The 21,033-nt window shown below is 69.4% G+C and carries 19 protein-coding genes; 14 read left to right on the top strand and 5 right to left on the bottom strand.

What is annotated here, in order from left to right; genetic code table 11:
• Positions 1-85 precede the first annotated feature (85 nt).
• Together IXW21_RS02805 and IXW21_RS02800 are read left to right on the top strand one after the other, a co-directional pair.
• Positions 86-1,093 (top strand): LacI family DNA-binding transcriptional regulator, encoded by a 1,008-nt coding sequence (locus IXW21_RS02805; protein ID WP_194762739.1) that lies wholly within the window; start codon positions 86-88, stop codon positions 1,091-1,093.
• A 101-nt stretch (positions 1,094-1,194) separates the two neighbouring features.
• Positions 1,195-2,283 carry a Gfo/Idh/MocA family protein gene (locus tag IXW21_RS02800; protein WP_194762738.1) on the top strand — a complete coding sequence of 363 codons (1,089 nt, stop codon included), beginning with the start codon at positions 1,195-1,197 and terminating at the stop codon, positions 2,281-2,283.
• A gap of 52 nt (positions 2,284-2,335) precedes the next feature.
• Here IXW21_RS02800 and IXW21_RS02795 read toward each other — a convergent pair whose 3' ends face one another.
• Positions 2,336-3,385, bottom strand: a complete 1,050-nt coding sequence (locus IXW21_RS02795) for a M24 family metallopeptidase (RefSeq protein ID WP_228528102.1) — start codon at positions 3,383-3,385, stop codon at positions 2,336-2,338.
• Positions 3,386-3,454: 69 nt separating this feature from the next.
• Here IXW21_RS02795 and IXW21_RS02790 point away from each other — a divergent pair, with 69 nt between their 5' ends.
• The 7 genes from IXW21_RS02790 (at position 3,455) to IXW21_RS02760 (ending at position 10,487) form a co-directional block, all read left to right on the top strand.
• Positions 3,455-4,450 carry a LacI family DNA-binding transcriptional regulator gene (locus IXW21_RS02790; protein ID WP_194762737.1) on the top strand — a complete coding sequence of 332 codons (996 nt, stop codon included), beginning with the start codon at positions 3,455-3,457 and terminating at the stop codon, positions 4,448-4,450.
• Positions 4,451-4,685: 235 nt separating this feature from the next.
• Positions 4,686-5,639: an ABC transporter permease gene (locus IXW21_RS02785; RefSeq protein ID WP_194762736.1), complete on the top strand. Its 954-nt coding sequence runs from the start codon at positions 4,686-4,688 to the stop codon at positions 5,637-5,639.
• Positions 5,639-6,316: a YesL family protein gene (locus tag IXW21_RS02780; protein WP_194762735.1), complete on the top strand. Its 678-nt coding sequence runs from the start codon at positions 5,639-5,641 to the stop codon at positions 6,314-6,316. Before IXW21_RS02785 ends, IXW21_RS02780 begins: the two co-directional genes overlap by 1 nt.
• Entirely contained in the window at positions 6,313-7,833 is a 1,521-nt protein-coding gene (locus IXW21_RS02775; protein ID WP_194762734.1) for an extracellular solute-binding protein, read from the top strand. The genes IXW21_RS02780 and IXW21_RS02775 overlap by 4 nt, the downstream gene beginning before the upstream one ends.
• 1 nt (position 7,834) lies before the next feature.
• Positions 7,835-9,094, top strand: coding sequence for a glycoside hydrolase family 28 protein (locus IXW21_RS02770; protein ID WP_194762733.1), 1,260 nt, complete (start codon positions 7,835-7,837; stop codon positions 9,092-9,094).
• On the top strand, positions 9,091-9,552 hold the full coding sequence (locus IXW21_RS02765; RefSeq protein WP_194762732.1) for a hypothetical protein: 462 nt from the start codon (positions 9,091-9,093) through the stop codon (positions 9,550-9,552). Before IXW21_RS02770 ends, IXW21_RS02765 begins: the two co-directional genes overlap by 4 nt.
• On the top strand, positions 9,549-10,487 hold the full coding sequence (locus IXW21_RS02760; RefSeq protein WP_194762731.1) for a carbohydrate ABC transporter permease: 939 nt from the start codon (positions 9,549-9,551) through the stop codon (positions 10,485-10,487). The genes IXW21_RS02765 and IXW21_RS02760 overlap by 4 nt, the downstream gene beginning before the upstream one ends.
• 50 nt (positions 10,488-10,537) lie before the next feature.
• On the opposite strand, the gene IXW21_RS02755 is transcribed toward IXW21_RS02760, so the two are convergent.
• The 4 genes from IXW21_RS02755 to IXW21_RS02740 are packed head-to-tail and all read right to left on the bottom strand — an operon-like array spanning position 10,538 to position 15,164.
• The gene (locus IXW21_RS02755) at positions 10,538-11,845 is read right to left on the bottom strand and encodes a serine hydrolase domain-containing protein (protein WP_194762730.1); all 1,308 of its coding nucleotides are present in this window, start codon (positions 11,843-11,845) and stop codon (positions 10,538-10,540) included.
• 3 nt (positions 11,846-11,848) lie between these two features.
• A complete protein-coding gene (locus tag IXW21_RS02750; protein WP_194762729.1) occupies positions 11,849-12,640 on the bottom strand; it encodes a DUF6807 family protein in 792 nt (263 codons plus the stop codon).
• On the bottom strand, positions 12,637-13,653 hold the full coding sequence (locus IXW21_RS02745; RefSeq protein WP_194762728.1) for a LacI family DNA-binding transcriptional regulator: 1,017 nt from the start codon (positions 13,651-13,653) through the stop codon (positions 12,637-12,639). The genes IXW21_RS02750 and IXW21_RS02745 overlap by 4 nt, the downstream gene beginning before the upstream one ends.
• A gap of 2 nt (positions 13,654-13,655) precedes the next feature.
• On the bottom strand, positions 13,656-15,164 hold the full coding sequence (locus tag IXW21_RS02740; protein WP_194762727.1) for a glycoside hydrolase 43 family protein: 1,509 nt from the start codon (positions 15,162-15,164) through the stop codon (positions 13,656-13,658).
• Between the two features lie 129 nt (positions 15,165-15,293).
• Here IXW21_RS02740 and IXW21_RS02735 point away from each other — a divergent pair, with 129 nt between their 5' ends.
• The 5 genes from IXW21_RS02735 to IXW21_RS02715 are packed head-to-tail and all read left to right on the top strand — an operon-like array spanning position 15,294 to position 21,018.
• A complete protein-coding gene (locus IXW21_RS02735; RefSeq protein WP_194762726.1) occupies positions 15,294-16,625 on the top strand; it encodes a Gfo/Idh/MocA family protein in 1,332 nt (443 codons plus the stop codon).
• On the top strand, positions 16,622-17,539 hold the full coding sequence (locus IXW21_RS02730) for an NAD-dependent epimerase/dehydratase family protein (RefSeq protein ID WP_194762725.1): 918 nt from the start codon (positions 16,622-16,624) through the stop codon (positions 17,537-17,539). The genes IXW21_RS02735 and IXW21_RS02730 overlap by 4 nt, the downstream gene beginning before the upstream one ends.
• 10 nt (positions 17,540-17,549) lie before the next feature.
• Positions 17,550-18,449 (top strand): 5-dehydro-4-deoxyglucarate dehydratase, encoded by a 900-nt coding sequence (locus IXW21_RS02725; protein WP_194762724.1) that lies wholly within the window; start codon positions 17,550-17,552, stop codon positions 18,447-18,449.
• Positions 18,446-19,579 carry a mandelate racemase/muconate lactonizing enzyme family protein gene (locus IXW21_RS02720; RefSeq protein ID WP_323742147.1) on the top strand — a complete coding sequence of 378 codons (1,134 nt, stop codon included), beginning with the start codon at positions 18,446-18,448 and terminating at the stop codon, positions 19,577-19,579. The genes IXW21_RS02725 and IXW21_RS02720 overlap by 4 nt, the downstream gene beginning before the upstream one ends.
• Entirely contained in the window at positions 19,576-21,018 is a 1,443-nt protein-coding gene (locus IXW21_RS02715; RefSeq protein WP_194762723.1) for an aldehyde dehydrogenase (NADP(+)), read from the top strand. The genes IXW21_RS02720 and IXW21_RS02715 overlap by 4 nt, the downstream gene beginning before the upstream one ends.
• The last annotated feature ends 15 nt before the right edge of the window (positions 21,019-21,033 follow it).

Below are 21,033 nucleotides of genomic sequence, written 5' to 3'. Positions count from 1 at the left end.
GTTTCAGGCTAGTGTATGTGATGCCGGTCCCAGGTCAACCCCTGATGCCGAAGCGTGATCCGCCCGACGACGAGAGGACAGCAGAATGCCGGTCAGCATCCGCGATGTCGCCGTCCTCGCCGGCGTCTCGGTGGGCACCGTCTCGAACGTCCTGAACCGCCCCGATGAGGTCTCCAGTGACTCGGTCGAACGCGTGACGAAGGCGATCGACGAGCTCGGCTACGTGCGCAACGACGCGGCCCGCAAGCTGCGCGCGGGGGTCAGCACGACCGTCGGATTCGTCGTGCTCGACGGCCAGAATCCCTTCTACAACGACGTGGTGCGCGGCGCTGAGGACGAGGCGTCGAGTCACGGCATCGCGATCCTCTACGGCAACACCGATGAAGACCCCTCCCGCGAGAAGGTCTATCTCGACCTGTTCCGCGAGCAGCAGGTGCGCGGCCTGCTCATCGCCCCCTACGGCGACGTGATGACGCAGCTGCGCCGGTTCCGCGCGAGCGGCATCGCCACCGTGCTCGTCGACCGATTCAGCGCCGACAGCGGCTTCTCATCCGTCTCCGTCGACAGCGTCGCCGGAGGACGGCTGGCGCTCGAGCACCTGATCGAGGGCGGGCGCCGTCGCATCGCGTTCGTCGGCGGCCCGTTCGACATCCGTCAGGTCACCGACCGCCTCGCCGGCGCGCGTGCGGCGGCCGAGAACGCAGCCGTGCACGTCGATCTCGAGGTCGTCCCGACCTCGGCCATGACCGTCGAAGAGGGTGTCGCCGCGGGGACACGACTGCTCACCCGACCGCGCCGCGAGTGGCCGGACGCCCTCTTCGCCGCCAACGACCTCCTGGCCCTCGGGCTGCTGCAGTCTCTCGTCTCGGGCGGACGCGTGCTCGTGCCCGACGAGATCGCGCTGATCGGCTTCGACGACAACCCGTTCGCGGCGGCCGCCGCCGTGCCGCTGTCGTCTATCCGTCAGCCCAGCCGCATGATCGGCCGCACCGCCCTGCGCATCGTGCTCGAAGAGGCAGCCGACCCCGAGAGCATCCCCCGGCAGACCGTGTTCCCCCCCGAGGTGATCGTGCGGCGCTCGACCGGAGGCTGATCGTCCCTGACGCTCACCGGCTGCCCACCCGCATGTCCGCTCGACCTTCCCTCGGTAAACGCTTTCCGCTACGATGGCAGAACACCTGGAAGGCAGACACGATGATCCATGACGTACTGCTCGTCGGCGCTCGCGGATTCGGCGCCTCGCACCTGCGCAACCTCGAGAGACTGTCCGACCGCGCACGACTCGTCGCCGTCGCCGACCCCGCAGGGGCGCCTGCGGAAGGATTCGGATCGGATGCTCCCGCATACCCGAGCCTGGATGCCGCCCTCGCCGCCGGCGTGCGCCCCGACGTCGTGATCATCGCGACCCCGACCGGCACCCACCACTCCCTCGCGCTCGCGGCGCTCGCCGCCGGTGCCGACGTCTACCTCGAGAAGCCCCCCGTCGCGACGATGTCGCAGTTCCTCGAACTGCTCGCCGCCGAGCAGGCCGCAGGGCGCAGCGTGCAGATCGGCTTCCAGAGCTTCGGATCGCACGCCCTCGACGATCTCGCCGCCCTCGGCCTGCCGATCTCTGTCGCGACCTGGGCGACCTGGTCGCGAGACACTGCATACTGGTCGCGTTCGGCATGGGCAGGCAAGCGCCTGCTCGACGGCATCCCCATCGTCGACGGCGTCATCACCAACCCGCTCGCGCACGCCGTGGCCACGGCACTGCGCATCGCGGGAGCGCGCCGTCGCGAAGACGTCGAGCGCATCGAGCTCGAGCTGTTCCGCGCCAACCAGATCGAGGCGGACGACACCTCGAGCGTTCGGGTCACCCTGCGAGACGGACGTCGTGTCACTGCAGCCCTGACGCTCGCGAGCCCCGAGCAGACGGCCCCGCTGATCGAGGTGCGAACGAGCGACGCCGACGTGCTGTTCGCGTACACATCCGACGACCTGACCTACCCGGATGGACGGGTCGTGCACACCGGCCGAACCGATCTCGTCGAGCAGCTGCTCGACCACCGCGAGCACGCCATCCCGCTGTCGGCGCCGTTGGTCGAGGCCGGAGCATTCATGACCGTGCTCGAGGCCGTGCGCCGCGCCCCGCGGCCGAAACTCGTACCCGCATCCGAGATCACCATGCTCGTCGACCGGGAGGCACCGCTGGCCACGATCGCCGGCATCGGAGAGACCGTCGAGCGGGCCGCCCGCTCGGGCGCCCTGTTCAGCGAAGTCGGGGCCGCTTTCGCCGTCTGACCGGGCCCATCCCGGTGCCGTCCTTCGCTCGGGACTCCGTACCCGCGCGTGATCAATACCCGCGCGTGACGGGGCGCCGCAGACCCGCGTACTCGACAGAGGGCCAGCGGTCATCGACCGTGAGCACCTCCCAGCCGTCGGCGGTGCGCAGCATGGTGTCCTCGACCTTGAGCCCGGGCGCGGACGGGTTCCAGGCGAACGCCTGATTCTCGACCAGAAGATCGTGGGTGGATGCGGTGGCACGCGGGTCCCGCCCGGCGTACCCTGCCGGCCCGCCCTGGTGGTGCCGCTGCCATTCCCGGGAGTCGAAGCCGAAGCGCTCGTAGGCGGCGCATCCGGCGGCGAACGCCTCGTCGAGTCGGACTCCGGGCACCGAGGCGTCGAGGAACGCGCGCTCCACGGCGAGAATCGGCTCGTCGTCGACGCCCTCGCCGATCCAGCGCGTGGCGTTCGCGATCAGGCCGTCCCTGCGCCCGCACACCACGATCATGGCCCGCTGGCCCAGCCGCGCGTCAGTGGGCAGCGGATGCCGATACGACACCCGTGCCGCGCCCGTCACCAGCACCACCAGCGGATCGATGCCGCGCGACACGAGCCCGCTCGCGACGACGGATGCCGCGTCCCACTCGCTGCTCTCCGGCCCGATGCCGCTCTCCACGGCATCCGTCAGGGTGTGGGCGACGTCGCGACCGAGCGAGCGGTAGCGGGAGGTCTCTGCCGGCAGCATCGGCGCCCGGACCGCACGGAGATCTGCGGCCACCGCCGCCTCACCGACAGCCGATGCCGACCCCGGGTCCTCCGCCGCTGCGACCGCCGGCGGAGTCCACCACGGCACCCGCACGATGCGATCCACGTCAGACGGCAGCAATTCCTCCGCGATGAGTCGATCCGCCTCGTTGTCCGCCACGAAAAGCGTGTCGCCGTCGGAATCCGCCCGCACCGCCAGCACCGGCGGGCCCGCCAGCGACACATGCGTGCGCACCCCCTCGAGGTACCACGACACCGCCTCGTGAGAAGTCATCAGGATCGGCGCCCCGGCACCCCGGCGCACTCCGGCGACTCTGTCCTGCTTCTCGATACGATCCTTATGCGACCCGACCATGCGAACTCCTAGCAAACGTTTTCTCACATATGACCACATCCGCCGTCATTCGCGGAAGAGGGGATCCTGATGACACGCTCCACCCGTGCAGGCATCACCGACGTCGCGAAGCTCGCCGGGGTCTCGCTCTCGACGGTCTCGCGCGCGATGAACGGCAACCCGACCGTCGACCCGGTTCTCGTCGAACGAGTGCGTGCCGCGGCAGCCGAGCTCGGCTATACGGCCAACCCCCTCGCTCGCAGCCTCGTGCTCGGGCAGACGCAGACGGTGTCGGTCATGATCCCCGATCTCGCGAACCCCACATTCCAGGCCATCCTGCACGGCCTCAGCCGTGCGGCTGCGGCCGACGGATACCACGTGCTCATCTCGGACACCGCTGAGCAGGTCGGCGATGAGGTCACACTCGCCACGACCACTCGGCGTCGCACCGACGGAGTGATCCTCTGCGCCCCCCGCCTGCCGCAGAGCGATCTTTCCGCACTGCTGCCGACGGTCGCGCCCGCCGTCGTGATCAACCGCCCGCCGCAGGCTGATGTGCCGACCGTGGCCGCCGACTACGGGGCCGCCATGACCGAGCTGATCGCGCACCTGCGCGAGCTCGGGCATCGGCGCATCGCCTTCCTCTCGGGAGTCGTGGCCAGCGCATCGGGCGCGGCCCGAGGGCGGGCGATCGCCGATGCGCAACGCCTCGGCGACCTCGAGTTCGTCGAGATCCCCGCGGGCGTCGACTTCGACAGCGGCGCCGCGGCAGCCGACGCCGTCATCGAGAGCCGCGCGACCGCTGTGCTGGCATTCAACGACCTGGTCGCGATGGGGCTGCTGTCGGCGGTGACGACCCGGGGTCTGCGGGTGCCCGAGGATCTCTCCATCGCCGGCTTCGACGACATCCCTTTCGCGGCGTACACCACGCCCCCACTCACGACGGCGACCGTGCCGGCCGCCGAGATCGGACGCCTGGCCTGGGGCGCGATGCACGCCCTGCTGACCGGGGGCGAACCCGTCGCGTCCGCGACCTTCACGCCGAAGGTCGTCGTTCGCGCGAGCACCGGCCCCGTCAGGGCCTGAACGCCGGCCCGTCAGGCCTGAGCCCCGGCTCCGTCAGGGCCTGAGCCCGGGCCCCTTCCCGCAGGCTGTTGCTCGACGAAGCGCGCCCGCGAACGCGGCTGCACGATCGGGTGGAACTGCCTGTTGTCGACTCCCGCCTCCCATGCTAATCTCGGGAAACCGGTTACTCGGGGAAACGCTTTCTCTCTCGTTCTCCCCCACCCGACCTCGATGACGAGAACAGGAAGGCGCACCGATGGTGAGCGTTGACGCGACGGCAGGGCACGCACCAGCCACGTACCGGAAACGCCCGTGGTGGCAGAGCATCTGGCGCCAGCGGGCCCTCTATCTCATGGCCATCCCCGGCATCGCGTACTTCATCGTCTTCAAGTACGTGCCGATGGGCGGCCTGGTCATCGCTTTCCAGGACTACTCGCCGTTCCGTGGCATCGCGGGCAGCCCCTGGGTCGGTTTCGAGCACTTCATCCGGTTCTTCAGCGAGAGCACGTTCGTGATGCTGCTGGTGAACACGGTGACCATCTCGCTGCTCCTGCTCATCTTCGCGTTCCCGGTGCCGATCATCCTCGCGCTGCTGCTCAACGAACTGCGCTCGAAGCTGTTCCAGCGCAGCATCCAGACGGTCATCTATCTGCCGCACTTCATGTCGTGGGTCATCGTCGTCTCGCTCTTCTACGTGCTGCTCACCACCGACGGCGGCAGCATCAACAGGCTGCTGGAGTCCTGGGGCATGCAGTCGGTGCCGTTCCTGACCGATCCCGACTGGCTTCGACCGCTGTACACGATCCAGGAGATCTGGAAGACCGCCGGCTGGGGCACGATCATCTACCTCGCGGCGATGACCGGCGTCGACATGGAGCTCTACGAGGCTGCAGAGCTCGACGGCGCCGGGCGCTGGCTGCAGACCTGGCACATCACGCTCCCGGCGATCCGCCCGACGATCATCGTGATGTTCATCCTCGCGATCGGCGACTTCCTCGAACTCGGATTCGAGCACATGTTCCTGATGCTGAACTCGCTCAACCGCGAGGTCGGCGAGATCTTCGACACCTACGTGTACACCGCCGGCATCCAGAACGGCCAGCTCAGCTACGCGACCGCCGTCGGCCTGTTCAAGGGCCTCGTGGGACTCATCCTCGTGATCGGCGCCAACAAGCTCGCCAAGAAGCTCGGCGAGGAGGGCGTGTACTGATGTTCTCGTACGAGGCGTTCATGCGCCTGAACCTGTTCCTCCGGGCCGTCTACCGGGTGGCGTACCTGAACCTCCTCTGGGTCGCCGCAACCGCGCTCGGACTCGTCGTGTTCGGCATCGGACCCGCCTCCTACGCGGTCGCCGCGTACATCGACGGCTGGTTCCGACGGGGCGAGACCCCTCCTGTCACGGCCGCGTTCATCGGGCACATGCGCGCGCACTACTGGCCGACCACAGCGATGGGCGGCATCCTCCTCGCCGCCAGTGCGATCGTCGTCACGAACATCTTCACCGGCGCCAGCTGGCTGCTGCAGTTCGTCAACGTCGTGGCGCTCGTCGTGATCGGCATCATCGCCGCGTACGTGTTCCCGGTGATGGCGGCCACCGACATCCGCGGCATCCACCGTCAGATCGCTGCCGCGCTGCTGATCGGTCTCGGATCGCTGCACTGGACGATCGTCGCCACCGCCGCCGTCGTCGCGGTCGTGTGGCTGCTCGCCTCCTTCGCTCTGCCGATCCTCGTGCTCTTCGGCATCGGCATCCCCGCCGCCGCGATCGGCGCCGTCACCCGCACCGTCTTCGGCCGGCTCGCCGCCGAAGAGACACCGACCTCACCACCCACGCCGCGCGAGACCTCGCCGGCCCGTCTGCACCTTGCGAGAGGAAGATCACAATGAGGAATCACTCGAGGCTCGGAATCGCCGCAGCTTTCGTCACCGTCGCAGCGCTCGCGCTCACCGCGTGCGGCTCGTCGGGCGAAGCGACGGGAGGCGGCGGAGGCGATGCCAAGCCCGCCGAGAGCGTCACCTGGATGACGATGCTCCATACCCCCACGACGCCGGAGTCGGACGGTCCGATCCAGACCGCGCTCGAGGAGTACACCGGCACGGAGCTCAACTTCCAGTGGGTGCCCGACGCGTCGAAGGACGAGAAGATCAACGCGGCGCTCGCCTCTGACACGCTCGCCGACATCACCTCGATCACGAACACCACCAACACCTCGGTGCGCCAGGCGCTCAAATCCGGTCAGTTCTGGGACGTCGAGAAGTACCTGGAGGAGTACCCCAATCTGTCGCAGATCGACGAGCAGACCATCGCCTCGGCCCGCGTCGACGGCCACCTGTACGGCGTGCCCTTCCAGAAGCCGAAGGCCCGCTACGGAGTGCTGATCCGCCAGGACTGGCTCGACAACCTCGGCCTCGAGACGCCGCACACCATCGAGGAGCTCAGCGAGGTCGCGGTGGCGTTCGCGACCCAGGATCCCGACGGCAACGGCCAGAACGACACCACCGGCTTCATCGACCGGCTCGAGAGCTTCAAGCTCGGCTTCAAGTCGCTGGCCGGCCACTTCGGCGCAGGGAACAACTGGACGGTCACGGATGACGACGAGGTCGTCCCGTCCTTCCAGACCGACGAGTTCAAGCAGGCGATGGAGTGGTATCGCGGCCTGTATGAACAGGGTGCGGTGAACGGCGAGTTCGTGACGATGCAGAAGCAGAATCAGCAGGACGCGATCGCACAGGGCAAGGGCGGAATCGTCGTGACGGGTCTGTTCGAGGCGAAGAACTACATGAACCTCGCCCTGAGCGCCGACCCGAACACGCCCATGGCCTGGGCCCTCGTCAACGACATGACCTTCGAAGACGTGCCGCGTCGCACCCTCTCCGACACGGGCGGCGGCTTCGGCGGATGGCTGGCGCTGTCGACCACACAGGTCAAGGACGAGACGGAGCTGAGGTCGATCCTCGCCTTCATCGACAAGCTGCTCGACGAAGAGGCGTTCGCACTGATGACGAACGGCATCGAGGGCGAGCACTACTCGGTCGACGGCGACGGCGTCGTCTCGATCACCGATCAGGCCAAGTGGGAGCAGGACGTTCAGCCCTACAACTCGTCGCGTCCGTCTGACATCGTCACGACGTTCAAGAGCTCCGCACCCTACGTCGACGAGGGCAACGAGAAGATCGCCGAGAACGCCGAGTTCGCCATCGTCGATCCGACGCAGCCCCTGTCTTCGGCGGCGTTCGACCAGAGCTGGTCGACGATCCAGCAGGCCGCGAACGACGCGTACAACAAGTACATGGTCGGCCAGATCGACATGGACGGCTACGAGGCCGCGATCGACAAGCTCGGCGGCCAGGGACTCGACACGATGATCGAGGAGTTCACCGCCTCGTACGCCGAGAGCAAGTGACATGAACGGAACGCAGGTGCAGAGCAGCGAGAGCAGTGTCGTGCGCACCACGCGCGCGCTTCAGGAGGCCATCGATCGGGCAGCCGCCGCGGGTGGCGGCCGTGTGAGCATCACTCCCGGTGTGCACGAGACCGGTGCCCTGCGCCTGCGTTCCCGGGTGGAGCTTCACCTCGAGGCGGGGGCCGTGCTGCGATTCGTGGCCGACCCCGCCCTCTACCCGCCGGTCGCCGCGCGCTGGGAGGGCGCCGCGACGACCATCCACTCCCCGTGCATCTATGCCGACGATGAAGTCGACGTCGCGATCACCGGCCGTGGCGAGATCGACGGCGGCGGCGCATGGTGGTGGGCCGCGTTCCGTGCCGGGGCTCTGGCGCACCCGCGTCCCACCCTCATCGGCCTGCACGGATGCTCACGGGTCGAGATCGCGGGTGTGACGCTGCGGGACTCCCCCGCCTGGACCGTGCATCCGCTGCTCAGCGACGACGTGCGGATCACGGGCATCCGCATCATCAACCCGCCCGACTCCCCCAACACCGACGGCATCGACCCCGAGTCGTGTCGGAACGTGCGCATCAGCGACTGCCACATCGACGTGGGCGACGACTGCATCGCGATCAAAGCGGGCAGCGAGGGATCACCCGATCGTGTGCCGTGCGAGAACATCGCGATCACGAACTGCACGATGATCCACGGGCACGGCGGCGTCGTGATCGGCAGCGAGATGTCGGGCGGCGTGCGCGGCGTCGTCATCTCGAACTGCGTCTTCCAGGGCACCGACCGCGGCATTCGCATCAAGTCGCGGCGGGGCCGCGGCGGCACCGTCGCCGACGTGCGGGTGTCGAACATCGTGATGGACCAGGTCATGTGCCCGCTGGTCATCAACCCCTTCTACTTCTGCGGACCCGACGGCAAACTGCCGATCGTGTCGGATCGCACGCCGCAGCCGGTCGACGCGGGCACGCCGCGGTTCCGCGGCATCCATCTGTCGCACATCACCGCGACCAACGTGCAGTCGTGCGCCGCTTTCATCTCCGGCCTGCCGGAAGCGCCGCTCGACGACGTCTCGCTCGATCACGTGAGCATCTCGTTCGCCCCGGATGCCGAACCCGCCGTCCCGGCGATGGCCGACGGGGTTCCGGCCATGGCCGCAGCGGGGATCCACGCGCAGTTCGCCACCGGCCTGCGCATCTCGGGTCTGCGCCTCGACGGAGTGGTCGGTCCCGACCTGCTCGTCGACGACACCGTGGAGCTCGCACGATGACGGCCGCGGCGGTACGCGGGACCGAGACCATGATCCCTCCGTTCCGGCGCCGAGCCGAGCTCATCGTCGCCGGCATCGGCATGGCCGCATCCGCCGTGCTGCAGGGCGGCTTCGCGCTGGTGATCACCCGAAGCGACGACGCGACCCTCCGATCGACGATCGTGCCCGCACTCCGTGCGGCAGGCCTCGACCTGGCTGATGCCGACGCCCACGTCGTGCTCAACACCATGGCCGCGTGGTTCGGGTTCTCATTCATCGTGGTGGCGCTGTGCACCGCGATCGGCTTCTTCTTCGCCCGCCTGCGTCCCCGCCGCCGTGCGACCGGCCTGTGCTTCCTCGTCGCGGGACTCGCCTGCCTGTTCGGCACGCAGTTCGTGCTGTATCCGGTCGCCTTCCTCTTCCTCGCCTCGGCCGCACTGTTCGCGGTGCGACCCGTCACCCCTCGGAGTCCGTCATGACCAGCACCCTGCCCCGCGTCGACGACGCCACCGTTCCGATCCGCGTCCGCGAGGCCGCACGCAAGCGCCGCTCGGTCACGCCCGGCCGCCGCGTCTTCATGGTGGTCAACGCCGTGATCCTCACGGCGTTCGCGCTGGCCTGCCTGCTGCCCTTCGTGAACGTGCTGGCGAGTTCGCTGGCGACACCGGGTGAGCTCGCGACGCGGCCGTTCATCCTGTGGCCCGAGACCTTCAGCCTCGACGCATATCGGTACATCCTCTCGACCCCGACGATCTTCCGCGCCCTCGGGGTCTCCGCCATCGTCACGATCGGCGGCACGCTCATCAGCCTGATCCTGACGGCGTTCATGGCGTACGCGCTGTCGAAGAAGCACCTGAAGGGCCGGCGGGTGATCAACTTCCTGGTGCTGTTCACGATGCTGTTCTCGGGCGGCATGATCCCGACGTTCATCGTCGTGAAGAACCTCGGCCTGATCGACTCGCTCTGGTCGTTGATCGTCCCTGTGGCGATCAACGCGTTCAACTTCGTGATCATGCGCAGCTTCTTCCAGGGCATCCCGGAGAGCCTCGAAGAGGCGGCGCGCATCGACGGATGCAGCGAGCTCGGCGTGTTCTGGCGCATCGTGCTGCCGCTCTCGCTGGCCTCGATCGCGACCATCGGGCTCTTCTACGCCGTCTACTACTGGAACACCTACCAGAGCGCGATCCTCTACATCAACAGCTCCGAACTGTGGCCGATGCAGGTGCTGCTCCGCCAGATCGTGATCGTGGCCAGCGGCATGAACGCCGACGGCGCGGCCGTCGAGGTCGTGCCGCCCGCTCAGTCGGTGCGGATGGCCGTCATCTTCGTCGCCACCCTGCCGATGCTGCTCGTGTACCCCTTCGTGCAGCGCTACTTCGTCAAGGGCGCTCTGATCGGCTCGGTCAAGGGCTGACCTCGACTTCCCGTGAGGCTCGATCCCGGGCGGGATCGAGCCTCACGCGATCACGGAGCCAGATAACTGCCGCGCCAGGTCCATTCCGGTCCGATCTCGGGCCCGGACCCCTGCGACATGACGGTGATGATGCCATCGTCGGTGGCGACCAGTCGCAGACGGACCGATGCGATGTCGGCGGCGGCCGCGCTCACCCGCACGTCGAGCACGCCGGGCGATGACCAGCCGGCGGTCACGACCGCATCGCCGAGCGGCAGCGTGGTCACGGTCGGGTGCGCGGTGTCGAACCGCAGAGTCGACCCGGCGACGTCGAGCACTCCCCCGCTGCCGTCGAGCTCGACGGCGAGTCGCTGCGGGGCTCCCTCGCCGGACACCAGGGTGCAGATGCCCCGCACCGCACGCGCCGACGCCGGGTCGTGCGAGGGCGTCGGCGGGCGCAGCTGCACTCCGGCGCCGACGTCGTCGCTGACGTCGAGTCCGAGCGCAGGGAGGAGCAGGTCGACGAGCCGCTGATCGCCGCTCGCCAGGGTCGTCGTGTCGGCGGTCACCACCGCGGCGATCCGGCGCGACGGGTCTCCGTAGACCACCTGGCCGCCCAGGCCGAACATCAGCCAGCATCCTTCATCGGGCAGCCAGACCTGGCGCCCGTACCCGTGTCGCAGTGCCGCACCCCAGGTCTGCGTCGCCGGGTTGCTCCGGCGTTCGAGCAGCCTCGTCCGAACGGATGCCGGCAGCACCTCGACCGTGCCGTTCACGGCCTCCGCGATCCGCAGCATGTCGCCCGGCGCGGCGATCAGCCCTGAACCGCCGTGACTGATCCCCTCGGGTCCGGTGAGGAACCTCATGGTGCCCGCCACCCCGAGCGGATCCAGCAGCCGGGGCCGCAGGTAATCGACCATCGGCATTCCCGACAGCCGTTCGACCAGCGCGCTGAGCACGTAGCTCGCACTGGTGTCGTAGGTGAACAGCGTGCCCGGACGATGGGTCGGCGGCACCCGGAAGTACGACTCGAGCCATCCGCCGCCATCGGCGACGTAGGTGGTGCGACTGTGCGGTCCCGTCATCGCGAGCATGTCGTCGATGCGGGTGGCGGCGAGCCACGGGTGCACCGGACCCATCTCCGGGAAATGGTCGATGATCGGGTCGTCGAGGCTCAGACGCCCCTCTTCGGCGAGCAGGAGGATCGCGACGGCCGTGATCGACTTCGACACCGAGTACATCCGGTGCGGTACGTCGTGTCCCCACGGAGGCACCCCGGCTCGCACGACCTCATCGCCGCCGACGCTGACCGCGAACGAGTGGATCGCGATGTCGGCCGCGTGCGCACGCTCGAGCAGCTGCTGCAGATCGTCGGTCATCGCTCAGGCGCTCAGCCGACGTGCGACGGCTGCCGGGTCGACAGGTGGGTGATCGAGGATCGCGACGCGCAGGTCGAGGTGCAGCTCCTCGCCGGCATCGAGAAGTCGGCGCCCGGTGGCGGCCACCCCGGGCCCGAAGCCGACGTAGCCGTCAGCGCGGACGAACCAGGGCATGTCGTGGTTCGAGGTGGTCGCGACGAGCGAGACGCCCGGCCCGTCGACGGCGAGCCACGGAGAGAGGGAGCCATGTGCGGCCTCCACCCCCTCGCCGCCCGCGCAGCGCACCCGACCGGTGAGGAACGACGCCCGCCAGAAGATGCCGCCATAGAACGCACCGTCGCGGCCGTTGGTGTGCGGGCTGCCGATGCTGACAGCACCGTGGACGGCGGTCAGCACCGTGCTCCAGAGCACGTCGATGCCTGCGCGAGCGACGATGCTTCGCCGTTCGTCGAGCAGCGGGGTCCCATCGGGGGCGACCCAGACCAGCTCTTCTGTGAGCCGCCCCTGGTCGAACTCTCGCGATCGCTCCACCTGTCGACCGTGATTCGCCAGCATCCGCGCCCCCTCGCCGCGCACGAAGGTGCGGCCGCCCCAGAACGTCGTGCCGTCGACATCGGGGATCGCCACACTCGCGCCGAGATGATGCCGGTGGTCGTCGGGTCCGACGGCGGTCGCGGCGACACCGCTCGCCGTGGTGGCAGTGAGATAGGGGCGAGGAGACAGCAGCGGGTCCACGTCGCCGCCGTCGTGATAGCGGACGCCGCCGAGATCCGACTCGAGCAGGTCGACGCTCATGAGATCGCTCTCGTGCTGGCGCGGGTCGCCAGCTCCGGCGAGAACATGATGGGCTCGCGGATCGGATCATCGGTCATCTCGGCGCGCAGCACCTCCCAGATGCGCGCGCCGATCTCCGACAGCCTCGACGTCATCGTGGTCAGAGACGGAGAGGAGAAGCGCGAGAACGGGATGTCGTCGAATCCGGCGACCGAGATCTCCCCCGGCACCGAGACCCCCTCTTCGGAGAGACGACCGAGAAGCCCGAGCGCCACGACGTCGTTGTATGCGATCACGGCCGTCGCACCGGTCGCCCGCAGTGCCGGCCAGACGTCGTAGCCGTCTTCGAACGAGTGGCCGCACGGCACGTCGATGATCTCGACGTCGGATTCCGCGCTTCGCAGCTCGTCGAGGCCGCGCTCGCGCTCCCAGTTCGCACGGGCGTAGGCGGGGCCGGCGAGGAACGCGATGCGGCGGTGACCGAGCCGCATCAGATGGCGCGCGAGCAGGATGATTCCCTCGTGGTAATCGATGAGCACCGATCCGGCGTTCTTGCCGGTGGTGCGGTTGAACACCGCGACCGGTGCCACGCGCGGCAGCAGCTGCAGGAGGCTCTCCCTCGGCATCCGAGGCGCGAACAGCGCCACGGCGTCTGTGCGGTCACGGAGGTCTCTGGCGAGCTCGGCCTCGGCATCCGCGTCTTCGAACGCGTCGGTGACGATCACGTGATACCCGTCCTGCGACGCCGCACGATTGAAGCCGTGCAGCACCTGGTGGAACATGGGGTTGCCGAGGTCGGGCAGCAGCACCCCGACCGTGCGGCTGGAACCGAGTGACAGCGACCGAGCGGTCTGGCTGGGCGTGTAGCCGAGCTCGTCGATGACCGCGCGGACCCGCTGCGCGATCTCTTCGTTGACGGTGCTCACGCCGTTGGCCACGCGCGACACGGTCGCCTTGGAGACCCCGGCCACCCGCGCGATGTCGTTGATCGTCGTCTCGCGCGTGGGGGCGCTGCGTGCTCGTCTGGTGGCCATGCTCAGCTTTCCTGCGCGTCGATCGTGAAGTCCGCGAAGCGTCCGATCGCCTCGGGAGCGCCGTACGGGGCCGCGGCGAACAGCGACAGCGACGCGCCGACCCAGTGCCCCTCGACCGCGGTGAACTGCGGATCGACCGGGGTCGCGCCGAGCGTGAACCGCACTCGGGCGGCGGCGTCGACGGCCACGCCCACCCGCATGCGAGCCTCGTCGAGCGGGATCGTCGCGACCACGCGCTCCGCCTGGTCGTCACGGCTGCGCACCGCGACGACGGCCTCGACACCGGAATCCGTGCGTCGTATGCCCGCCCAGGCATAGTCCCTGCCGAGTACGGCGATTCCAGCGCGCTCGTGCGCGCCGGAGGTCTGCAGCGCGACTTCGACATCGGCGACGCACGGCTGTCCTGACAGGTTCTGAGAGAGAACCCGCGGCAGCGTGCGCACGTTGCCGCCGTCAGGACTGCTCCGAAGGCCCAGCCCCGGACCCCCGTCGACCACCGTGTGCGGATCGACTCTCGCCTCCCACTGCCAGTGACTGCTCGGCCGCCCGTCGACGAAGTCGTCGGATCGCGCGAGAGAACTCGGGCCCGGCGCCGTGCCGAAGGGAGTCGGATGCCGCAGCACCGGCTGCGCGTCACCGCCGCTCACCGCCTCGCCCATCACCGGCCACCCGTCAGAACCCCACGCCATCGGCTGCAGGTGCAGCACCCGGCCGTAGACCCCGCGGTCCTGGAAATGCAGGAACCAGTCGCCACCCCTGCCGTCGTCGACCCATGCTCCCTGATGAGGGCCGTTCACCGGCGTCTCACCCTGCGCGAGGGTGATGCGATGCTCGTACGGCCCGAACGGCGTCGGTGCGCGGAACACGGTCTGCCAGCCTGTGGCGACACCGCCGGCCGGGGCGAAGATCCAGTACTCCCCCCCGCGCTTGTAGAACTTGGGTCCCTCGAGCGTCGAGAAGCCGTCGACCAGATCGCCGTCGATGACGTCGACGGCCGAGCCGATCGGATTCCTCAGCCCTGCATCCACCTCGATCACGGTGACGATGTTCTTGCGTCCTGCCCGTGAGCGCGCCCAGCCGTGCACGAGGTAGGTGCGACCGTCGTCGTCCCACAGCGGGCACGGGTCGATGATGCCGAGCCCGGGGAGCAGCAGATGCGGCTCGGACCAGGGACCTGCCGGGTCGGCCGCGGTGACCACGAACACGCCCTGGTCGGGATCGGGGTAGACGACGTGGAAGAGCCCCCCGTGGTGGCGGATCGAGGGCGCCCACACGCCGCCGCCGTGTCGCGGCTGCGCGAACCACGCCTGCGGCGCCGAGCCGTCGAGCGCGTAGCCGGCGCGCTCCCAGGTCACGAGGTCGTCAGACGCGAAGATCGGCAGCCCCGGGGCGCGATGAAAGCTCGATGCCACGAGGTAGAAGCGATCTCCGACGCGGATGGCGTCGGGGTCGGGAACATCGGCATCGATGATCGGGTTGCGGTACGAGCTCACATCATCGCTGAGTTTCATCCGTCTCAAGCTAGTCGGGAAACCGGTTCCTGTCCACGCCTGACATGACCCTGTCCGCGAACACGACCTTCCGGAGAGCCAGAGTTCCTGATATTCTGAGAAAACGTTTCCTGAGATTCGGAGAGTTTGATGTCCCGTCTGCGTTATGCCCTCGCCGGTGCCGGAGTCCGCGCACAGATGTATGTCGATGCGATCACCGGTGCGCACCGTGACCGGGCCGAACTGGTCGCCATCGTCGAGCCCAACCCGGTGCGCGCGGCCTTCCATTCCGCACGCGCGGTCGACGCCGGCGCCGCAGCTCCGCGGCTCGCGACCCCTGACGAGCTCGAGCAGGTGATCCGCGACGAGCGCGTCGACCGGGTCGTCATCTGCTCGCGCGACGATCTGCACGCCGAGCTCATCGTGCGATCTCTCGAGGCGGGCGCCGACGTCGTCGTCGAGAAGCCCCTCACGATCGACGCGGCGAGCGCCGCGCGCATCGAAGAGGCGGTCGAGCGCACCGGACGCCAGGTCGTGCTGACCTTCAACTACCGCTACTCCCCTCGCAACAGCGCACTGCGCCAGATCATCCAGGACGGCACGATCGGGCAGGTCACCTCGATCGACTTCCAGTGGATGCTCGACACCAACCACGGCGCCGATTACTTCCGCCGCTGGCACCGGGACAAGAAGAACTCGGGCGGCCTGCTCGTGCACAAGTCGAGCCATCACTTCGACCTCGTCAACTGGTGGATCCGCTCGCAGCCGACCCGCGTCTACGCATCGGGTGGCCTGCGCTTCTACGGCGCGGACAATGCGGCCGGCCGCGGCCTCGGTGAGCGACCGGCACGAGGAACCCACGACGGCGGCGACCTCTTCGAGCTCGACCTCCGCACCGACGAGCGTCTGACCGCGCTCTACCTCGAGGCCGAACAGCACGACGGTTATGTACGCGATCTCGACGTGTTCAGCGAGGGCATCACCATCGAGGACAACCTCGCACTCGTCGTCGACTACGCCTCGGGCGCCACGCTGTCGTACTCGCTGAACGCGCACTCCCCGTGGGAGGGCTACCGTGTGGCGGTCAACGGCACGCTCGGCCGAGTCGAGCTCGAGGTCGTCGAGCGCGGTGCCGTACTCGCCGGCGAAGGTCTGCACCCGCACATCGACCCCAGCCTCTCGGGTGGTGACGGCGCGACCGAGCTGCGACCCGAAGGTGAGCGCATCCTCGTGCAGCGGCACTGGGAAGCGGCCCACGAGGTGCCGATCGTCAGCGGCGACGGCGGTCACGGTGGCGGCGATGCTCTGCTGCTGTCCGATGTCTTCGAGGGTCCGGGTGACGACCCGCTCGCGCGGCCGGCGGACTGGACCGACGGCATCCGCTCGATCGCTGTCGGCATCGCGGGCAACCGCTCGCTCGACACGGGACTCCCGGTGAAGGTCGCAGACCTCGGCATCGCCCTCCTGGAGTCGGGCAGATGAGGATCGCCGTCACGGGCGGGTCCGGTCGCCTCGGCCGGTCCCTGGTGACCGGTCTCGCAGAGGCCGGACACGAACTCGTGTCGATCGACCGCGCGCCGAGCGAGCATCTCGAGCGCCCCGGGATCACACAGTTCTCTCTCGACCTCACGGATGCGGATGCCACGGCGTCGGCGCTCGCGGGCACGGGCGCCGATGCGCTCATCCATCTCGCAGCGATCGCCGTGCCCTTCTCCGCGCCCGAAGACGTCATCCTGCGCACCAATGCGTCGCTTGCCCAGTCCGTGCTCGGAGGCGCGGTGCGGGCGGGGATCCACCGGATCGTCGCGGCGTCGAGCCCGACCGTCATCGGCTACGGGGCTCCTCGCGGATGGGCGCCCGACCGTCTTCCCCTCGACGAGGAATCAGCGACGGAGCCGTGGAACGCCTACGCGCTGTCGAAACTCCTGATCGAGCAGACGGTCGCCATGCTGCGGCGGCAGACCGGCGATGACGTGCGCTTCGCCTCGTTCCGCCCCTGCTACGTGATCGCCCCCGAGGAATGGGCGGGCGCGCCGACCCAGCAGGGCCACACCGCGCTCGAACGCCTCGACGACCCGGCCCTGTCGGCACCCGCTCTGTTCAACTACGTCGATGCGCGTGACGTCGCGAGCTTCGCCGACACACTGCTGACCGCCCTCGACGACATCCCCAACGGCGAGGTGTTCTTCGTCGGCGCCGATGATGCCCTCGCCCGCCGCCCCTTGAGCGAGCTGCTGCCGCAGTTCCACCCAGGCACCGAGCGCGCGGCGTCGGTGCTCACCGGACATGCGTCGGCCTTCTCCTCCGCCAAAGCCGCTCGACTGCTCGGCTGGCACCCCGCCCGCACCTGGCGCGACGAACTCGTCACCGCGCCGGCCCCCGCATCCGTCTCCTGAAAGGCTCGACATGGACTTCGATGGAATCCTGTTCTTCCCCGTCACCCCGTTCACCAGCGACGGCACGATCGACCACGAGATGCTCGCGGCGCACGTCGCCACCGGCGTCGAGTCCGGCGCGGGCGGTGTCTTCCCCGCCTGCGGGACCGGTGAGTTCCACGCGCTGTCGGCGAGCGAGGCGGCTGCGGTGACCCGTACCGCGGTGACCGCTGTCGCGGGCCGTGTGCCGGTGATCACCGGAGCCGGCGGACCCCTGGGCCACGCCATCGAGGTCGCTCGATCCGCGGCGGATGCCGGCGCCGACGGCCTGCTCGTGCTGCCTCCCTACCTCGTCGGCGGCACCCAGTCGGGCCTCGCGGCCTACGTCGAGCAGATCGCCGAGGCCGCAGACCTGCCGGTGATCGTCTACCACCGCGGCAGCGCGCAGTACTCGGTCGACACCGTTCGTCGACTCGTCGCGAACCCCCGGGTCGTCGGCTTCAAAGACGGCACGGGCGAGATCGGCACGACCCAGCTGATCGTGCGCGCGGTCGCCGAGGAGGGCCGCACCGACTTCGCGTTCTTCAACGGACTGCTCACGGCCGAGCTCACGCAGGCCGCGTATCGAGGCATCGGCGTGCCCCTGTACTCCTCGGCCGCCTTCGCCATGGCCCCGGACATCGCGAACGCCTACTACCGCGCCTACGCCGACGGCGATGAAGAGCGACGCCTCGCCCTGCTCGACGGCTTCTACCGCCCGCTCGTCGAGCTGCGCGACGAGACGCCCGGCTTCGGGGTCTCGCTGATCAAGGCCGGGCTGCGCCTCGCAGGACTCGCGGTCGGTTCGGTACGCGCACCGCTCGTCGACCCGACCCCCGCCCAGGAGGCGCGTCTCGCCGAGATCCTCGCCGCGGGCCGCGCACTGCTGTGACGACCGTCCGCAGTCTGACGACGCGTCTGCAGCGAGTGCCGCTCACGCGGCCGTGGGCTGCCGACGTGACCTCGGTCGGCATCATCGCGACCCATGTGGTGCGCTCTGACGGCGCCGAAGGCTGGGGCTTCTCCTGGAGTCCGCAGATCGGCGCCCCCGCCGTGCACGCCCTGCTCGAACACGACATAGCCCCGGCATCCGTCGGCCGCTCCGCCGTTCCCGGTGAGTGCTGGCAGGGCCTGTGGGAGCACCTGCACGAGGCGGGCGGTGGGGGCGTCACGACGATCGCTCTCGCCGGGCTCGACCTCGCACTCTGGGATGCCGAGGCGCGCTCGGCCGGGACCTCGGTGTCGCATGTGCTCGGTCGCCGCCGCGAGCGTGTGCGAGGTTACGGGTCGGGCGTCAACCTGCATTACTCGCTCGAGGAGCTGCTCGCCCAGGTGCAGCGCTGGATCGACGCGGGTTTCGAGGGAGTGAAGATCAAGGTCGGCAAGCCCGACCTCGCCGAGGACCTCGACAGGGTCGCCGCCGTGCGCGCACTGCTCGGGCCGGATCGGGCGCTGATGATCGACGCGAACCAGCGATGGGACCTCGATCGTGCGACGGCCTCGGTCGACGCTCTGTCGCGCTTCTCCCTGGCCTGGATCGAGGAACCGCTGCGCGCCGACGATCTCGCCGGACACGCAGAGCTCGCGCGCCGGATCGACGTGCCCATCGCCCTGGGCGAGAACCTGCACACCGTGCACCGATTCGGGGATTTCCTGCGCGCGGGAGCCGCCCAGGTCGTGCAGCCCAACATCGTGCGGGTCGGCGGCATCACGCCGTTCCTCCGCATCGTCGAACTCGCCGCAGAGCACGGTGCGGCGCTGCATCCGCATCTGCTGCCCGAGCTCTCCGGTCAGCTCGCGCTCACTCTGCCCGACACCGCGCACGAGGTGCTGGTCGAAGACGTGGAGGATGCCGGCTTCGGCGCTCTCGGCGCCCTCGCCGACCCCTCGCCCGTGACGATCGGCGACGGATGGCTCACCGAGAACGCGCACGAGGGCCTCGGCATCCGCTTCGCCCCGCTTCTCACCGGTGGTCGCACCCCGGCAGACGACCCACTCACCGCTCGAAAGGATCACTCGTGACCACGTCCCCCGCAGACCTCGACGCGATCGTCCACGCCGCCGCCGCGGCCGCACCGATCTGGCGTCGGTCCTCAGCCACCGATCGGGCGGGATGGCTGCGCGCCGCTGCCGACGTGCTCGACGCCCACGTCGCCGAGCTCGTCGCGATCGCCGACGAGGAGACCCGCCTCGGCACTGCCCGGCTGACGGGCGAGGTCGCACGCACGAGCGGCCAGCTGCGGCTCTTCGCCGCGGTCGTCGAAGAGGGCTCGTACCTCGAGCTCACCGTCGACGATGCGGATGCGTCCGCCACCCCGCCTCGGCCCGAGCTGCGTCGTCTGCTCACCGCACTGGGGCCCGTGGCCGTGTTCTCGGCGTCGAACTTCCCGTTCGCGTTCTCCGTGGCCGGAGGCGACACCGCCTCGGCGCTCGCGGCCGGCAACCCCGTGGTCGTGAAGGCGCACTCCGGCCACCCGCGGCTGTCGGCCCGCACGGCGGAGCTCGTGGCGACCGCCCTCGAAGAAGCCGGCGCTCCGACCGGCTCGCTCGCCCTCGTCGAAGGCCGCGAGGCGGGCAACGCGCTCGTGCAGCACCCGCTGATCCGCGCCGCCGGCTTCACGGGGTCGGTCTCGGGCGGCCGCGCGCTGTTCGATCTCGCCTCCGGGCGGCCGGACCCGATCCCGTTCTACGGTGAACTCGGCAGCATCAACCCGGTGGTCATCACCGAGGCCGCCGTGGCGGCGCGCGGCGAGGCGCTCGCGCAGGGCCTGGTCGGATCCTTCACGCTGGGCGTGGGACAGTTCTGCACCAAGCCCGGTGTGGTGTTCATCCCCGCCGGCGCCGGGTTCGAAGACCTCGTCGCGGCGCGCGTCCCGGCCGCCTCGGGCGGCCCGCTGCTCACCGAGCGCATCACCGATGCCTTCCCCGCCGGCCTCGCGCATCTCGAGAACGACTCTTCTGTGACGGTCGTCGCGCAGGGCGTCGAGGTCGACGGCGTACGTCCGGTCGCCCTGCTGACGGATGCCCGCGCGGTGGCCGAGCGACCCGACACGCTCCTCGAGGAGTGCTTCGGTCCCGTCACCCTGCTGGTGCGCTACGACTCCACCGACGACCTGCACGCGGCCCTCTCCCGCGTTCCAGGCAGCCTCACGGCCACCCTGCACGCCGAGTCCGCCGACGACCCGGCCGAGACGCTCGAACTGCTGCAGGAGCGCGCGGGACGCGTGCTGTTCGCGGGCTGGCCGACCGGCGTCGCAGTGACCTGGTCACAGCAGCACGGTGGGCCGTGGCCGGCCACGACCTCGCTGCACACCTCGGTCGGGGCCTCCGCGATCCGGCGGTTCCTCCGTCCCCTGGCGTTCCAGGACGCTCCGCCCTCCCTGCTGCCGGAGACCCTGCGCGATGAGGCGCTCGCGCGACTGCCGCACCGCCGCAACGGAGAGCTCGTCCTCCCGGCCTGAGCCGGAGCCGATTCC

The organism is Microbacterium sp. UFMG61 (assembly GCF_015354505.1).
GTDB lineage: Bacteria > Actinomycetota > Actinomycetes > Actinomycetales > Microbacteriaceae > Microbacterium.
The sequence above is the reverse complement of the archived record's forward strand: the minus strand, read 5'-3'. Positions and strand labels throughout refer to the sequence as shown.